13 protein-coding genes and 1 rRNA gene are annotated in these 14,754 nt (G+C 48.0%); 9 read left to right on the top strand and 5 right to left on the bottom strand.

Going from position 1 to position 14,754, the window contains the following annotated elements; genetic code table 11:
• Positions 1 to 74: 74 nt before the first annotated feature.
• The 4 genes from jag to rpmH form a co-directional block, all read right to left on the bottom strand.
• Complete coding sequence (jag, locus tag BMY11_RS09680; RefSeq protein WP_090574521.1) at positions 75 to 749, bottom strand: RNA-binding cell elongation regulator Jag/EloR; 675 nt, start codon at positions 747 to 749, stop codon at positions 75 to 77.
• Positions 746 to 1,522: a YidC/Oxa1 family membrane protein insertase gene (locus BMY11_RS09675; RefSeq protein ID WP_090574519.1), complete on the bottom strand. Its 777-nt coding sequence runs from the start codon at positions 1,520 to 1,522 to the stop codon at positions 746 to 748. The genes jag and BMY11_RS09675 overlap by 4 nt, the downstream gene beginning before the upstream one ends.
• Before the next feature lie 199 nt (positions 1,523 to 1,721).
• Positions 1,722 to 2,087, bottom strand: coding sequence for a ribonuclease P protein component (rnpA, locus tag BMY11_RS09670; RefSeq protein ID WP_090574517.1), 366 nt, complete (start codon positions 2,085 to 2,087; stop codon positions 1,722 to 1,724).
• A gap of 77 nt (positions 2,088 to 2,164) precedes the next feature.
• Positions 2,165 to 2,299, bottom strand: coding sequence for a 50S ribosomal protein L34 (gene rpmH / locus BMY11_RS09665; protein WP_090574515.1), 135 nt, complete (start codon positions 2,297 to 2,299; stop codon positions 2,165 to 2,167).
• Positions 2,300 to 2,946: 647 nt separating this feature from the next.
• Between rpmH and dnaA the strand changes: the two genes are divergently transcribed.
• The 6 genes from dnaA to gyrB all read left to right on the top strand — a co-directional run bounded on the left by dnaA (position 2,947) and on the right by gyrB (position 9,339).
• Positions 2,947 to 4,299 carry a chromosomal replication initiator protein DnaA gene (gene dnaA / locus BMY11_RS09660; RefSeq protein WP_090574510.1) on the top strand — a complete coding sequence of 451 codons (1,353 nt, stop codon included), beginning with the start codon at positions 2,947 to 2,949 and terminating at the stop codon, positions 4,297 to 4,299.
• A 252-nt stretch (positions 4,300 to 4,551) separates the two neighbouring features.
• Positions 4,552 to 5,694 carry a DNA polymerase III subunit beta gene (dnaN, locus tag BMY11_RS09655; RefSeq protein WP_090574509.1) on the top strand — a complete coding sequence of 381 codons (1,143 nt, stop codon included), beginning with the start codon at positions 4,552 to 4,554 and terminating at the stop codon, positions 5,692 to 5,694.
• A 17-nt stretch (positions 5,695 to 5,711) separates the two neighbouring features.
• Positions 5,712 to 5,927: a S4 domain-containing protein YaaA gene (yaaA, locus tag BMY11_RS09650; RefSeq protein WP_090574507.1), complete on the top strand. Its 216-nt coding sequence runs from the start codon at positions 5,712 to 5,714 to the stop codon at positions 5,925 to 5,927.
• 40 nt (positions 5,928 to 5,967) lie between these two features.
• A complete protein-coding gene (gene recF / locus BMY11_RS09645; RefSeq protein ID WP_090574506.1) occupies positions 5,968 to 7,077 on the top strand; it encodes a DNA replication/repair protein RecF in 1,110 nt (369 codons plus the stop codon).
• A 37-nt stretch (positions 7,078 to 7,114) separates the two neighbouring features.
• Positions 7,115 to 7,363 (top strand): extracellular matrix regulator RemB, encoded by a 249-nt coding sequence (gene remB, locus BMY11_RS09640; protein WP_090575630.1) that lies wholly within the window; start codon positions 7,115 to 7,117, stop codon positions 7,361 to 7,363.
• Between the two features lie 65 nt (positions 7,364 to 7,428).
• Positions 7,429 to 9,339, top strand: coding sequence for a DNA topoisomerase (ATP-hydrolyzing) subunit B (gene gyrB, locus BMY11_RS09635; protein WP_090574504.1), 1,911 nt, complete (start codon positions 7,429 to 7,431; stop codon positions 9,337 to 9,339).
• A 39-nt stretch (positions 9,340 to 9,378) separates the two neighbouring features.
• On the opposite strand, the gene BMY11_RS09630 is transcribed toward gyrB, so the two are convergent.
• Entirely contained in the window at positions 9,379 to 10,140 is a 762-nt protein-coding gene (locus tag BMY11_RS09630) for a YheC/YheD family protein (RefSeq protein WP_090574502.1), read from the bottom strand.
• Positions 10,141 to 10,499: 359 nt separating this feature from the next.
• Here BMY11_RS09630 and gyrA point away from each other — a divergent pair, with 359 nt between their 5' ends.
• The 3 genes from gyrA to BMY11_RS09615 all read left to right on the top strand — a co-directional run.
• Positions 10,500 to 12,992 (top strand): DNA gyrase subunit A, encoded by a 2,493-nt coding sequence (gene gyrA, locus BMY11_RS09625; RefSeq protein WP_090574500.1) that lies wholly within the window; start codon positions 10,500 to 10,502, stop codon positions 12,990 to 12,992.
• Positions 12,993 to 13,027: 35 nt separating this feature from the next.
• Positions 13,028 to 14,125, top strand: coding sequence for an HD-GYP domain-containing protein (locus tag BMY11_RS09620; protein ID WP_090574498.1), 1,098 nt, complete (start codon positions 13,028 to 13,030; stop codon positions 14,123 to 14,125).
• Between the two features lie 352 nt (positions 14,126 to 14,477).
• Positions 14,478 to 14,754 (top strand): 16S ribosomal RNA (locus tag BMY11_RS09615); the annotation flags it as partial.

Here is a 14,754-nt window from a genome sequence, read left to right as displayed (position 1 = left end):
TTTTTCCCTCATTAACTTGTGAACTCGTAATTAAAAAAACGAGCAATGACCGCAAAGAGTCATTGCCCGAGCACTTATTTTAGCGTAATGACTACGCGGCGATTCGGTTCATCGCCTTTACTGAATGTTTTAACCTTGGCGTGATTTTGCAACTGCGAATGGATAATCTTCCGCTCATGCGGGGACATCGGCTCAAGCACCACTTCTTTGCGCGTGCGCACGACATGTCCCGCCAGGCGGTCTGATAAATCCTCGAGCGTTTTCCGACGACGCTCGCGAAAATCTTCCGCATCAAGCACAATGCGAAGATGACTGTTGGAATAACGATTGGCCACAATGTTGACCAAATACTGCAAAGCGTCAAGCGTTTGACCTCGGCGACCGATTAACATGCCAAGATCACCGCCGCCCGAGATCGCGAGTGTTAATTCATCTTTCGAATCGTTACGTCTAATCGCAATATCAAGCCCCATCGTTCTTGCCACTTCGGTAATGAATCGTTCCGCTTCAAGTAGCGGATCCTTAGGAGCCGCGACTGCAGAGACCGACACCTTTTCTTGCTCAGGTACGAGCACAGGCACGAGTACGAGCTCAACTTTAGCGGCTCTCGCCCCAATTAAGCCGAACAAGCCTTTCGACGGCTTCTCCAGAACGGTCACATTAACACGATCCGCAGACACTTGCAATTCCGTTAAACCGTTTTGTACAGCATCTTCGATCGTTTTGCCCGATGCTACGATTTTCTTCATTTCGCAGGCACACTCTCCTTGCCCTTAGATGAGTTGCGTACATATAGGAAATAGTTTTGCACAATCGTGTATGTGTTACTGAAGATCCAGTACAGCGGAAGCGCCGCCGGGAAGTTCAGTGCCATAACGAAGATCAACACTGGGAAGATCATCATGATTCCCTGCATAGCAGGCATCGCCTTCTGCTGGGACTGCATCATTTTCGACTGAATAAAGGTCGTAATTGCTGCGATAATCGGGAGCACGTAAGTGTGGTCCTTCTCACCGAGCTGCAGCCACAGGAACGTGTGCTCGCGAATGTTCTCATTCATATAGATCGAGTTGTAAAGAGCGATAAAGATCGGCATTTGCACAAGCAGCGGCAAACAGCCGGCCAGCGGATTAACTTTATGCTGCTGAAACAGCTTCATTGTTTCCTCTTGCTGCTTCTGAGGGTTGTCCTTGTGCTTCTCTTTCAGCTTCGCGAGCTCCGGCTGAAGCAACTGCATCGCCTTCGAGCTGCGGTACTGTTTAATAGTAAGCGGAAGAATGATCGTTCTAACGATAATAACCATAAGCAGAATGGCAATACCGTATTCACCGTTAAACCATTTTGCGAACTCTTCTAGAGCAAGCGAGAAATAGTAAACTACATTACGCTGCCAGAAGTTTCCGTGCTCCAGGGCATCCATTGAAACCGGATGGGAGGCTGAGGAACATCCGCTCAAAAAAAGCATTACGGCAATGAGCGAAGCTGCCGTTAACCATGTTCGTTTCGAAATACGGGACAACATGTAAATCTCCTCTCTGTGCACCAGGGGCATAATCGCCCTTCATTAAAGAAATTACAGCAAATTCATTCACGTAAACTATATCACATTTATTGGCACAAAGAAACAAGCCTCCAGCGCCAAACTAAAACGGTTTCACCGCCTGAACAGACAGTTTCGTTTTGCGCGAAGACCATTCAAAAGTATGACAGGGTTCCTATCGTTAGAGCACTTTTACGCTCTGCTTCGAACCCTTCAGAAGGCCTGCCCGTTTTAGCACATGAAGCATGCTCTTCTCAAGCTCCTTCATCTCAAGCCCAACCGCCGGCTTGCGGACAATGACGATCAGATCAAGCTGCCCGTTCATTCGGTCAAGCTGATGCCGGACAATTTCCTTCACAAGCCGCCTCATTCGATTCCGAACGACGGCATTGCCAATCTTCTTGCTGGCCGACACTCCGAGACGAATTGGATCCGCCCGCATCTGGCGCGACCAGTAAACAACAAACTGACTATTGGCGAACGATTTGCCATTCCTATATATACGGCTGAAATCTTCGCGGTTACGCAATCGCAGCTTTCTTTGCACGGCGCATCTTCACCGAACCTTTATCCATTAGTATTACCTTAAAAATGAAAAAAAGACCACTTGACGTGGTCTTAAGCTTACGCGCTCAATACTTTTCTTCCCCGTTGACGGCGGGCGCTCAGCACTTTACGTCCATTTGCCGAAGCCATGCGCTTACGGAAACCATGAACTTTCTTACGTTTACTAACGTTAGGTCTAAATGTCGGTCTCATTTCTATGCACCTCCTATACCTAGTTAAATCGTACTTGCATATCCTATTTCTTATCGTCTGCACGATTAGCGATCGTCTGTTTGTTTAAGCGGAAACAGCAACGCAGTCCCTGAACCTCAAACCACGAGCGCTCCTCGCCAAAAAACGCCTTTTTCAATTAAACCATGTACACACCTAAAAGTCAACCGAAAACACGATCGGTAAGAGTCACCAAAACTATAATGGAAACTCTTCTGTGGATAAATGTATAAAAGGGGCTGTGTGGACGGCAAATTAATAACATGTGGATGAATTTATCGGGTTTCCCCGGTTATTGTCGAAATGGTAACAAGATATAAACAATATCTAGTGTTGTCGATAACTATTATACACAACCTATAGAATTTGTGGATAAAAACGCTGAAATCGTTGAATATCAAGGGTTATTTTGCTATGATGATTATGTTTTCTGTGTGGATGACTTCAACTTCTCCTCAACATTATTAACAGGCTGTGGATAATACTGTGAACAACATCTATCCCCTATTGATAATTTTTCTGTGCATTCCCTTAATAATGTGGATGAACGAGTACAGATTATACGATGTTTCGACATCTGATGCAGAACTGCGCCCAATGCGCATGAATTGGATAAGGAGTGACAATCTGTGGATAGCCATACGCACGAAATGTGGCACCAGGTGCTGTCCATCATTCAAACGAAGCTCAGCAAGCCAAGTTTCGACACTTGGTTTAAGGCGACTAAGGCTTCGTTTAGTGGTGATTCAACCGTAATTGTGACAGCTCCAACGACTTTTGCAGCCGAATGGCTCGAAAGCCGGTATACAAAGCTTGTGCGGACGACACTGCAGGAATATTTGGGGCGCCAATATGACATTAAGTTTGCCATTGAGGAGAATAAGCCGCCAGAACCTGCAGAGGCTCAGCCTATCGTGATGCCAGTTGTACAAACCGGGCCGGACGAGCCATATACGCATATGCTTAACCCTAAATATATGTTTGATACGTTCGTCATCGGCGTGAACAACCGTTTTGCCCATGCAGCATCACTAGCCGTTGCCGAAGCGCCAGCCAAAGCGTACAATCCACTGTTTCTATACGGTGGCGTAGGACTTGGCAAGACGCATCTTATGCATGCAATCGGGCATTATATTTTGGAACATAACCCGAATACACGCGTGCTTTACCTGTCCTCGGAGAAGTTTACGAACGAATTCATCAATGCGATCCGCGACAACAGAGGCGAGAGCTTCCGCAATAAATACCGGAATATCGACGTCCTGCTCATTGATGATATTCAGTTCCTAGCGGGCAAGGAGCAGACGCAAGAAGAGTTCTTCCATACGTTTAACGCGCTGCATGAAGAGCGCAAGCAGATCGTCATCTCCAGTGACCGTCCCCCAAAGGAAATTCCAACACTAGAGGAGCGGCTTCGTTCTCGCTTCGAGTGGGGACTGATGATCGACATCCAGCCGCCAGATCTCGAGACGCGGATTGCAATACTCAGGAAGAAGGCGCGAGCCGAGAATCTTGATATTCCGAATGAAGCGATGGTCTATATCGCGAACCAGATCGATACGAACATCCGTGAGCTCGAAGGCGCGTTAATCCGGGTTGTAGCGTATTCATCGCTTATTAATCAAGACATTACGTCACACCTGGCAGCCGAGGCGCTTAAAGATATTATTCCATCAAGCCGTCCAAAAATGATTACGATGCACGATATCCAGCAAAAAGTCGGCGAGCTGTACGGATTGAAGCTTGAGGAGTTCAAGGCGCGGAAACGTACGAAGGCTATCGCTTACCCACGGCAAATCGCGATGTACCTGTCGCGTGAGCTGACGGATTACTCGCTGCCGAAGATCGGTGAAGCGTTCGGCGGAAGAGATCATACAACGGTCATTCACGCCCATGAGAAAATTTCGCAGCAGCTGAAAATTGATGGAGAGCTATATAAGATCATTCAGACGCTATCTGATAAGATTCGCAATCACACCTAATACGAAGAAGCGGTATAACGGCAATTGGATCAAAAAGTTATGCACTTTCTTCAACATTTTATTAGCAAGCCTATGCACACGCTATGCACATGTGGATAGGCTTGCTTTATCCGTGTTGCACCCACTTATCCACATATTCAGGGCCCCTACTACGACTTCTACTAATAATTTAAATAAACATCATCAAAATATAGGTGAAACGAGACGCCATTCTCAGCCCTCGCATCACCCGCTTATTCTAGGAGTGAAATTATGAAATTAACGATTCGCAAAGATCAATTAAACGACGCCATTCAACAAGTATCCAAAGCTTCCTCGTCCAGACCCGCAATTCCAATTCTCGGTGGTATCAAAATCGACGTTACACACCAAGGGGTTACATTAACCGCAAGCGATACGGATATTTCAATTCAAAGCTTTATTCCCGTTGAGAACGGCGAATTCGTTATTGCGAAAGTCGAGAAACCAGGCAGCGTCGTGCTTCCGGCTAAGTTTTTCGTTGAAATTGTTAAGAAATTACCGTCAGATGAGCTCGAAATCGAAGTAAAAGAACAGCACCAGACGATGATCCGCTCCGGTTCAACCGATATTCAAATGGTTGGTCTTGATCCGGAAGAATTCCCGATTCTGCCAACAGTCGAACAGAACGAAATCATCTCTGTTCCTGGCGATCTATTGAAGTCCATGATTCGTCAGACGGTATTCGCCACTTCGACTAGCGAACAAACGCCAATTTTGACAGGCGCATTGTGGAATTTGACAGATAATCAGTTGAAATTTGTAGCAACAGACCGTCATCGTCTCGCAAGCCGTACCGCTACTGTTGAAACACCGGAAGGCTACCGATTCTCCAATGTGGTTATCTCCGGTAAGACGCTCGGCGAGCTGTCAAAAATCGTTCCGGACGATCATACACATGTGGATATCGTTGTAGCGGATAATCAAGTGCTGTTTAAAGTCGGCAACGTACTGTTCTATTCAAGAATCTTGGACGGGACTTACCCGGACACTTCCAAGATTATTCCGCAGCAGTTTAAAACAGAACTAGTGCTGCACACAAAAAAATTGACGGATGCGATCGATCGCGCGTATTTGATGTCGCGTGAAGAGAAGACGAACATTGTTCGCCTCGTTACTCAGGAGGATGGTCGCATTGAAATTTCGTCGAGCTCAACAGAACTTGGACGTGTAACGGAGTTGCTTGAAGTGAACGAGATGAAGGGCGAACAGCTCCGAATCGCTTTTAACTCCAAATATATGCTCGACGCGCTCAAAGTTATCGATAGTGAATATCTTTTCATCGGATTTACAGGGGCAATGAGCCCAATCATCATTAAGCCGACCGATCACCAGCACAGTTTATACTTGATTTTGCCGTATCGGACAACAGGCTAACGTTAGGGGAACTCAACATGAAGGAAATTGGAATTTCGACAGAATATATTGCACTCGGACAGTTTCTGAAACTATCCGAATGCATTGACTCCGGCGGTGCGGCAAAGTTTTTTCTGCAGGAGTACGAAGTGCTCATTAACGGAGAACCTGACAACCGTCGCGGACGGAAGCTGTATGTTGGCGATAAGGTTGATGTGAAAGGATTTGGCGTCTTTACGGTCGTGAAGCGGTAGTATAACGCGGCCGAGCAGTAACCGGGAGGCATCAATCAACGTGCGTTTAAATTCTATCCAACTGCAGAATTATCGGAACTATGAGCATATTGAGCTTGCGACCGACAGCCAGGTGAATCTGTTTGTCGGCCGCAACGCCCAAGGCAAGACGAATTTGCTGGAAGCGATTTATGTGCTCGCACTGACGAAATCCCATCGGACGAGCAAGGACAAGGAGCTCATCGGTTGGCAATCCAGCGAGGCCCGCATTCGCGGCGAGGTTGACAAGCGTTATGGTCCCGTCACTTTGGACTTATCGTTGTCGTCACAGGGGAAGAAAGCGAAGATCAACGGGCTCGAGCAGCGCAAGCTAAGCGAATTTGTCGGTACGCTCAACGTTGTCATGTTCGCGCCAGAAGATTTGGAGATTGTGAAAGGCACACCGGGCATACGCCGGCGATTTCTCGATATGGAGATCGGCCAGGTACAGCCCGGTTATTTGCATGCGCTCGGTCAATACGCCAAAGTGCTGCAGCAGCGCAACAATTACTTGAAATCATCAGCCCCAGGCAGCAGTAATCAGGCGATGATGGAAGTCTGGAACATGCAGCTTGCCGAGTATGGTGTTAAAATTGTGAAAAAAAGGCAAAACTTTATACAGAAGCTGCAAAAGTGGGCTCAGCAGATCCATTCCGGAATTACAGCGGGCAATGAGGAGCTCACAATCGTATATCGGCCCTCGTTCGAGAGCGACCCCACCGAAGATGAATCTATATTATTTAATCAATTTATGTTAAAGTTAACAGATGTAAAAGATCAGGAACAACGCCGTGGAATGACGCTTGTTGGTCCTCATCGTGACGATATGGCCTTTTATATAAATGGCAAAGAAGCTTCAGTTTACGGTTCACAGGGCCAGCAGCGAACGACTGCGCTCTCCTTGAAATTAGCCGAAATTGAACTTATTCATGAAGAAATCGGAGAGTATCCTCTGTTGCTTCTTGACGATGTGCTGTCAGAGCTTGACCAGCACCGGCAGACGCAGCTTATCGAGACATTCCAGAGCAAAGTACAGACGTTTATTACGACAACCGGTCTAGAGAGCGTCAATATTAGCAAGCTCAATGACTCCCGCGTATATCAAGTAAAGGACGGTCATGTCGAGCGGTAACAGCGCTAATGGCGTGAAGACGAAGGGGTGGGAACTTATGTACATTCATTTGGGCGGAGAGAAGATTATTCGTGCTGCGGAACTCGTAGCTATTTTTGATATTTCGATCGAGCAGTCCTCTAAGCTGTCCAAGCAATTTGTTGCTCAAGCCAGAAAGCGTAAGGACGTAGAAGTTATCGGAGAAGAAGAAGCCAAGTCCATCGTGGTGACAAAGAGTAAAGTTTACTATTCCCCGATTTCGTCCTCTACGCTGAAGAAGCGCTCGCACCATTTTGCAACCACTTAGGTGGCTAATTCGAAAGCTCATATAGTTTGTGGCAAGAGTAGTTGAGAGGAGCAGTGAAATCCAGTATGTCGTCGAATCAGCATACGTATGATGAAAGTCAGATCCAGGTTCTTGAAGGGCTTGAAGCGGTACGCAAACGCCCCGGGATGTACATCGGTTCCACTAGCAGCAAAGGGCTTCACCACCTCGTTTGGGAAGTCGTTGATAATAGTATTGACGAAGCGCTTGCAGGATACTGTACGCGCATTGAAGTGAACATCCATGAAGATAACAGCATTACTGTCGTCGACAACGGACGGGGTATTCCAGTCGGTGAGAACGTGAAGCTGAAGAAGTCGACGCTCGAAGTTGTAATGACCGTTCTGCACGCAGGCGGCAAATTCGGTGGCGAAGGCTATAAAGTATCCGGAGGTCTTCACGGCGTCGGTATTTCCGTCGTTAACGCATTGTCGGAGCATGTAGAGGTAACAGTTAAACGGGAAGGTAAGATCTATAGGCAAGAGTATCGCCGTGGTGCACCGCAGGGTGATCTTCAAGTAATCGGCGAAACCGATGAGACCGGAACAACGACTCGTTTCAAGCCGGATCCGGAGATCTTCACTGAGACGACAGTGTACGAATACGAAATCCTGCAATCGCGTATTCGCGAGCTTGCTTTCTTGAACAAAGGTATCGAGATTGCACTGTGCGATGAGCGGACGGGCGCTAGCCACACATACAAATACGAGGGCGGTATTATCGAGTTCGTTAAATACTTGAACCGCAGCCGTGAGGCACTCCATGAAGTTCCAATCTACGTTGAGGGCGAGAAGGACAACATTCATGTTGAAGTTGCGCTGCAATACAACGACAGCTACACCGAGAACATTTATTCGTTCGCGAATAATATTAATACGCACGAGGGCGGTACGCATGAATCCGGCTTTAAGAGCGCATTGACACGGATCATTAACGAGTACTCCCGCAAATCGAACGCGATTAAAGAGAGCGACAATAACCTCTCTGGCGACGACGTTCGTGAAGGCTTAACAGCGATTATTTCGGTCAAAATTCCGGAGCCTCAGTTCGAAGGTCAGACGAAGACGAAGCTTGGCAACAGCGAAGTTCGCGGTATCGTCGAATCATTCTTCGCCGAGAAGTTCCAGGAGTTCCTTGACGAGAATCCGTCGGTCTCGAAGAAGATTGTCGAGAAGGGTCTTTCGGCTGCGCGAGCGCGTGAGGCAGCTCGTAAAGCTCGTGAGCTAACACGCCGTAAGAGTGCACTAGAAGTAAGTGCCCTTCCAGGTAAGCTGGCGGATTGCTCCTCCAAGGATGCATCCATCAGTGAAATTTACATCGTAGAAGGTGACTCCGCAGGTGGGTCGGCAAAGCAAGGCCGTGATCGCCATTACCAAGCTATCTTGCCTCTGCGTGGTAAGATTCTGAACGTAGAGCGCGCACGCCTCGATCGTATTCTGTCGAATACTGAGATCCGTGCGATTATTACAGCTCTTGGTACCAGCATTGCCGATGACTTTGACATTGCGAAAGCACGTTATCACAAAGTTATCATCATGACGGACGCGGACGTCGACGGCGCACACATTCGTACGCTGCTGCTCACATTCTTCTTCCGCTACATGCGCAAGATCATCGAGGCTGGTTATATCTATATTGCACAGCCGCCGCTGTTTAAGGTCGAGCGCAACAAAGTAGTCCGTTACGCGCAGAGCGAGAAGGAACGCGATGCAATCATTGCGGAATTCGGAGAAGGCGCGAAAGTAAACGTTCAGCGCTATAAAGGTCTCGGAGAGATGAACGCTACCCAGCTATGGGAGACGACGATGGATCCCGAGAGCCGTACAATGCTGCAGGTTACGATCGATGATGCGATAGAAGCGGATAATATTTTTGAAACACTCATGGGTGACAATGTCGAACCACGACGTGAATTCATTCAGGAGTTTGCAAAATTCGTTAAAAACTTGGACATCTAAACAAACAACAAGCCGTCCGGCGATTCGGGCGGCTTGTTTTTACTTGGCGTGGCGTTTGAACCTTCCATAGCCGACACAATAACGGTGTATCCGGCGAAATACCGATTGGTCGCTAAGCTTGCGAAAGATGAACGGATCAGGCAATGTGTTGACTTCCAGAATCCAAGGTTGGAAGGACTCATCGATGGCCAGATCGATGCCTATCTCTTTCAAGCCTGGGTAGGTAGTCTGCAGCTGTCGAGCGGTTGCAATGCCCAGCTCGGCAAGCCATGACTTGTAGCTGTTAATTTGACCTGGCAAGAGATGTGGGTTCATGAGCTGGTCGATGGACATCGGTGTGCCGCCGCTATGATAGTTTGTCACGATTTTGGCAGGGTGGCTAAGCCGTCCAATAATACCGGTCGTCTCCCATGCCTTTTGCGAAGTGTGTTGAACCATGACGCGGACGTCGAAGCGGCGCCCATCATATCTCAGCAGCTGAATGCCTTGCTGAATCAAGTATCGCCGGCTGCCGATAAGCCTCTGTAGTGAGCGTGATAGTGTCTCGAATGAGGTGAACTGCATGATCTTTGTATCATGCTGGTAGGAGTAGCTGATGTCGGATTGCTTTTCAACTCGGATAACGCCAAGACCGAATGTGCCTTGATCTGGCTTCACATAAACCATACCGAAATCTTGCAGCAGCTGCTCAAGCGCGGGCGAGGCCCATACCTTAGTAACCGGAATACGAGCTCTTAGCTGTTCAGAATTCATCAGCACTTTCGTTTTGGCCCATTTGCTTTTGACACGTTGAATGGCCAAGCGGGGCTCCGCCTTTCGTATGTGGAAGTAGAAGCATATGCGAATAAGCCTGCAGGAGACAGAGGTAGAAAACGATGTTATAATAGGGATAATGCCTATTTTTTGCTTTCATCGCTATAGATGCTAATTCTGATTACATAATCATGTTACATTATGGCGGATGAGGGCACATGGAGTGGGCGTATGACCTAACTCGATAAAGATAAGTTTATGACCGATAACGTTTAAGGACAGCTCAATTTAGAAAAAACTATATCTATTACGCTGTTATACGATTATCCCTGCATCTAACGGTGTTTGCAGTCACTGCATTTTATTGTTAGGCGCTTATTGTTATATGCAACCCTAGGAGGTTTACGATGGCAGAAGAGAACAATCTGCAAGTGCGAGATCGCGATATCGGTGTCGAGATGCGCGAGTCGTTTATGGACTATGCAATGAGTATCATCGTGAGCCGTGCGCTTCCAGACGTCCGTGACGGACTGAAGCCGGTACATCGCCGTATCCTTTTTGCAATGTCTGAACTCGGAATGTCTCCGGACAAGCCTTATAAGAAATCTGCGAGAATCGTCGGTGAAGTAATCGGTAAGTACCACCCGCATGGTGACTCTGCCGTTTATGAAACGATGGTCCGCATGGCGCAGGATTTCTCGCTTCGTTACATGCTGATCGACGGTCACGGCAACTTTGGTTCCATCGACGGCGATATGGCTGCGGCGATGCGTTATACAGAGGCAAGGCTGTCGAAGATCGCGATGGAGATGCTTCGCGATATCAATAAAGAGACGGTTGATTACGCGCCTAACTATGACGGCGAAGAACATGAACCGGTCGTACTACCGGCTCGTTTCCCGAACTTGCTCGTTAACGGCTTGACGGGTATTGCCGTTGGTATGGCAACAAATATTCCGCCGCATAACTTGACGGAAGTCATTAACGGCGTACAAGCGCTGATCAGCAATCCGGAGATTACTCCAATTGAGCTGATGGATCATATCAAGGGCCCTGACTTCCCGACAGCCGGCTTCGTAATGGGCCGCGAAGGCATGCGTCAGGCGTATACGACTGGTCGCGGCTCCGTGACCATGCGTGCACGCGCAACGATCGAGGAGAATGGCGGTAAAGCACGGATCATCGTACATGAGCTGCCTTACCAAGTCGTCAAAGCACGACTCGTTGAGAAGATCGCTGAGCTCGTTCGCGAGAAGAAGATTGACGGCATTACCGACTTGCGTGATGAATCAGACCGTAACGGTATGCGCGTTGTCATTGAGCTTCGCCGCGATGTAACACCAACCGTGGTGCTCAACAACCTCTACAAACAGACACAGATGCAAATGAACTTCGGCTTCAACATGCTGGCACTCGTTAAAGGCGAGCCGCGCACGCTGAACCTACGTGATATTCTGTATTACTATTTAGAGCATCAGATCGAAGTCATTCGCCGTCGTACGGAGTTCGACTTGAAGAAAGCGGAAGCCCGCGCCCATATCCTTGAAGGCTTGCGTATTGCGCTTGACCATCTGGATGAAGTCATTGCGCTAATCCGTGCTTCGCAGACGACGGAAGAAGCGCGCGATGGTCTAATGTCTCGCTTCAACCTGAGCCACGATCAGGCGCAAGCGATTCTGGACATGCGTTTGCAGCGCCTCACAGGTCTGGAACGCGACAAGATCGAAGCCGAGTATGCGGAACTGCTTCGTAAGATTGCAGAGTTCAAAGCGATTCTCGCTGATGAGCAGCTTGTGCTGCAAATTATTAACGAAGAGCTCGAAGAAGTGAAAGAGAAGTTTGGCGATGAGCGCCGTACGGAGATTATGGCGAGCGAAGATGAGATATTGGACGAGGATCTTATTCCTCGTGAAGATGTTGTCGTTTCGATTACGCACACCGGTTATGTGAAGCGTCTGCCTGTAACAACGTATCGCAGTCAGAAGCGGGGCGGTAAAGGCGTTATCGGTATGGATACGAAAGATACCGACTTTGTCGAGCATCTATTCGTTTCGAACACACATCACTTCCTGCTGTTCTTTACGAATAAAGGGAAGGTCTACCGCCTGAAAGCTTACGAGATTCCAGAGCTAGGCCGCACAGCGCGTGGAACGCCAATCATTAACCTGCTGCAGATTGAGCAAGGCGAGACTGTCAATGCGGTTATTCCAGTTGAATCATTCGAGCCGAACCAATTCCTGTTCTTCGCGACGAAGCAAGGTATCGTGAAGAAGACGCCGCTTGATGACTATTCGAACATCCGGAAGGTCGGCCTCATTGCGATCAACCTGCGCGAAGACGATGATCTCATTGGCGTGAAGCTGACCGACGGTAACCAGGAGATGATCATGGGTACGAGTCAAGGTATGTCGATCCGATTCCCGGAACAAGATGTACGACCAATGGGACGTTCGGCGACTGGGGTTAAAGGTATCAATACGGACGATGACGATCTCGTTATCAGTATGGATGTAGTTGTTCCTGAGCATGATGTGCTCATCGTTACAGCGAATGGTTATGGCAAGCGGACGCCAATTAGTGAATACCGGAGCCAGAGCCGTGGGGGTAAAGGGATTAAGACACTCAACGTTACCGAACGTAACGGAGCGATCGTCAGCCTCAGAGTTGTTCAGAACGACGAGGATCTCATGATCATGACTTCTACCGGCACGATGATCCGTATGAGCATGGACGGCATTTCCACAATGGGCCGTAATACGCAAGGCGTGAGACTGATTAATATTCGTGAGGATGATTCCGTTGCAACCGTAACGCGAGTCGCCCGCAATGAAGAATCGGATATCAACGACGAAGAAGCGGAATTCCAGGAGCCAGAGAACAACTCTTCTGACGAAGAATAAAGCTTTTTAACGCAGGCAGGGTGGAGGAGAGTATAATGGCGACGGTAGCAGTTTCGCAAGTAAAGCTTGGAGACAAGATTGCACAGGACGTTCTCACCCCCCTTGGCAGTGTTCTTTTTCATAAAGGCAAAGTCATCATGCAGCGCGAGCAAGAAATATTGCATGCATTTATAGTGGCGCAGGTCACGATCGAATCACCCGGCGATAAGAAGGATGCTGATGAAACGGCCGCTGACAAGACACAAGAGGCATCGAAGGATGGAGCAGCTTCTTCCAAATCACCACTGATAGATCAGTACGACATTACCGTTGCGCTGCTCAAGAAAGTGTTCAACCAGATGGCAAGCGGTGGAGTGGCATTCCCGATTCTCGAAATCCGTAATCAACTAGAAGCTTTGCTTCAATATAGCCATGAGTACAAAATGCTCACATTCGCACCACAAAATGTCCCGACAGAGGACTACCTCTACCATAAGAGTGTTATGTCGGCATTAAGCTGCTATATGATGGCTCAGTGGAATGGATTACCTAAGAAGGACTGGGTTCAGTCGGCGCTTGCCGGGTTGCTGCATGATATCGGTAACTCCAAGGTCGACAGCAATATTCTGAACAAGCCAACCAAGCTGACACTAGCTGAAGTTGAAGAAATGAAGCGTCACACCGTTCTTGGCTACCAGTTGCTCAAAAATGTAACTGCTATTAACGAAGGTGTTAAGCTTGCAGCGCTTCAGCATCATGAGCGATACGATGGTAGCGGGTATCCGCTTGGAATCGGTTCAGAGAAGATCCATCCCTATGCGAAGTTTGTCGCGATCTCAGATATCTTTAATGCGATGACGATGAAGCGGGCATACCGTAAAGCTTCTTCACCTTATCTTGTGCTTGAGCAGCTTCAGCAGGACTCCTTTGGTAAGCTGGATGCTGCATATGTTCGCACCTTTATTGAGAGAGCGACACAGTTTCATAACGGAACAATCGTCCGTCTGAACGATGACCGGGTTGGGGAGATTGTATTCTCTGACCGTAACCATCCGACAAGGCCGTGGGTTTCCATCGGCGGAACAATCGTGAACCTTGCGAATGAGAGGCAGTATTACATCGAAGAAGTACTGTCCAAATCAAGCACGCATTAAATTGAATATGAGGGTTGACCTCACCAAGCCGACTGTGTTATATTACTCCTTGCCGCTTTTAAGGGCCGAGATAATATAACACAGTTTTTAATTAAATTAACAAATTAAATTAAAATAAAGCTTGCAATGATGTAGGCGAATGTGATATATTAATCAAGTCGCCGCTGAGAAGTACGGCGGACGAAATAAGAATTTTGTTCCTTGAAAACTGAACAATGAGCGACCTGTCAAAAGGTCAAAAAATACGTCGAAACGACGATCGCCATCTGGCGAAAGTGTTTCTGACGAGCTAGTTTTTTGAATGAGCTAACAAGCAAATTCATTTGGCGCAAATGGCTCTGCCATTTCGCCTATTATGGAGAGTTTGATCCTGGCTCAGGACGAACGCTGGCGGCGTGCCTAATACATGCAAGTCGAGCGGAGTTATTCCTTCGGGGATAGCTTAGCGGCGGACGGGTGAGTAACACGTAGGCAACCTGCCTGTAAGATCGGGATAACATTCGGAAACGGATGCTAATACCGGATAAACAACTGAGCTGCATGGCTGAGTTGGGAAAGACGGTGCAAGCTGTCACTTACAGATGGGCCTGCGGTGCATTAGCTAGTTGGTGGGGTAACGGCTCACCAAG

It is taken from the genome of Paenibacillus sp. OV219 (genome assembly GCF_900110075.1).
Taxonomy (GTDB): Bacteria; Bacillota; Bacilli; order Paenibacillales; family Paenibacillaceae; genus Paenibacillus_Z.
The sequence above is the reverse complement of the archived record's forward strand: the minus strand, read 5'-3'. Positions and strand labels throughout refer to the sequence as shown.

Coding starts and splice junctions, on each gene's coding strand:
- jag (WP_090574521.1), bottom strand. CDS start 749: ATGAAGAAAATCGTAGCATCGGGCAAAACGATCGAAGATGCTGTACAA.
- BMY11_RS09675 (WP_090574519.1), bottom strand. CDS start 1,522: ATGTTGTCCCGTATTTCGAAACGAACATGGTTAACGGCAGCTTCGCTC.
- rpmH (WP_090574515.1), bottom strand. CDS start 2,299: ATGAGACCGACATTTAGACCTAACGTTAGTAAACGTAAGAAAGTTCAT.
- dnaN (WP_090574509.1), top strand. CDS start 4,552: ATGAAATTAACGATTCGCAAAGATCAATTAAACGACGCCATTCAACAA.
- yaaA (WP_090574507.1), top strand. CDS start 5,712: ATGAAGGAAATTGGAATTTCGACAGAATATATTGCACTCGGACAGTTT.
- remB (WP_090575630.1), top strand. CDS start 7,115: ATGTACATTCATTTGGGCGGAGAGAAGATTATTCGTGCTGCGGAACTC.
- gyrB (WP_090574504.1), top strand. CDS start 7,429: ATGTCGTCGAATCAGCATACGTATGATGAAAGTCAGATCCAGGTTCTT.
- gyrA (WP_090574500.1), top strand. CDS start 10,500: ATGGCAGAAGAGAACAATCTGCAAGTGCGAGATCGCGATATCGGTGTC.
- BMY11_RS09620 (WP_090574498.1), top strand. CDS start 13,028: ATGGCGACGGTAGCAGTTTCGCAAGTAAAGCTTGGAGACAAGATTGCA.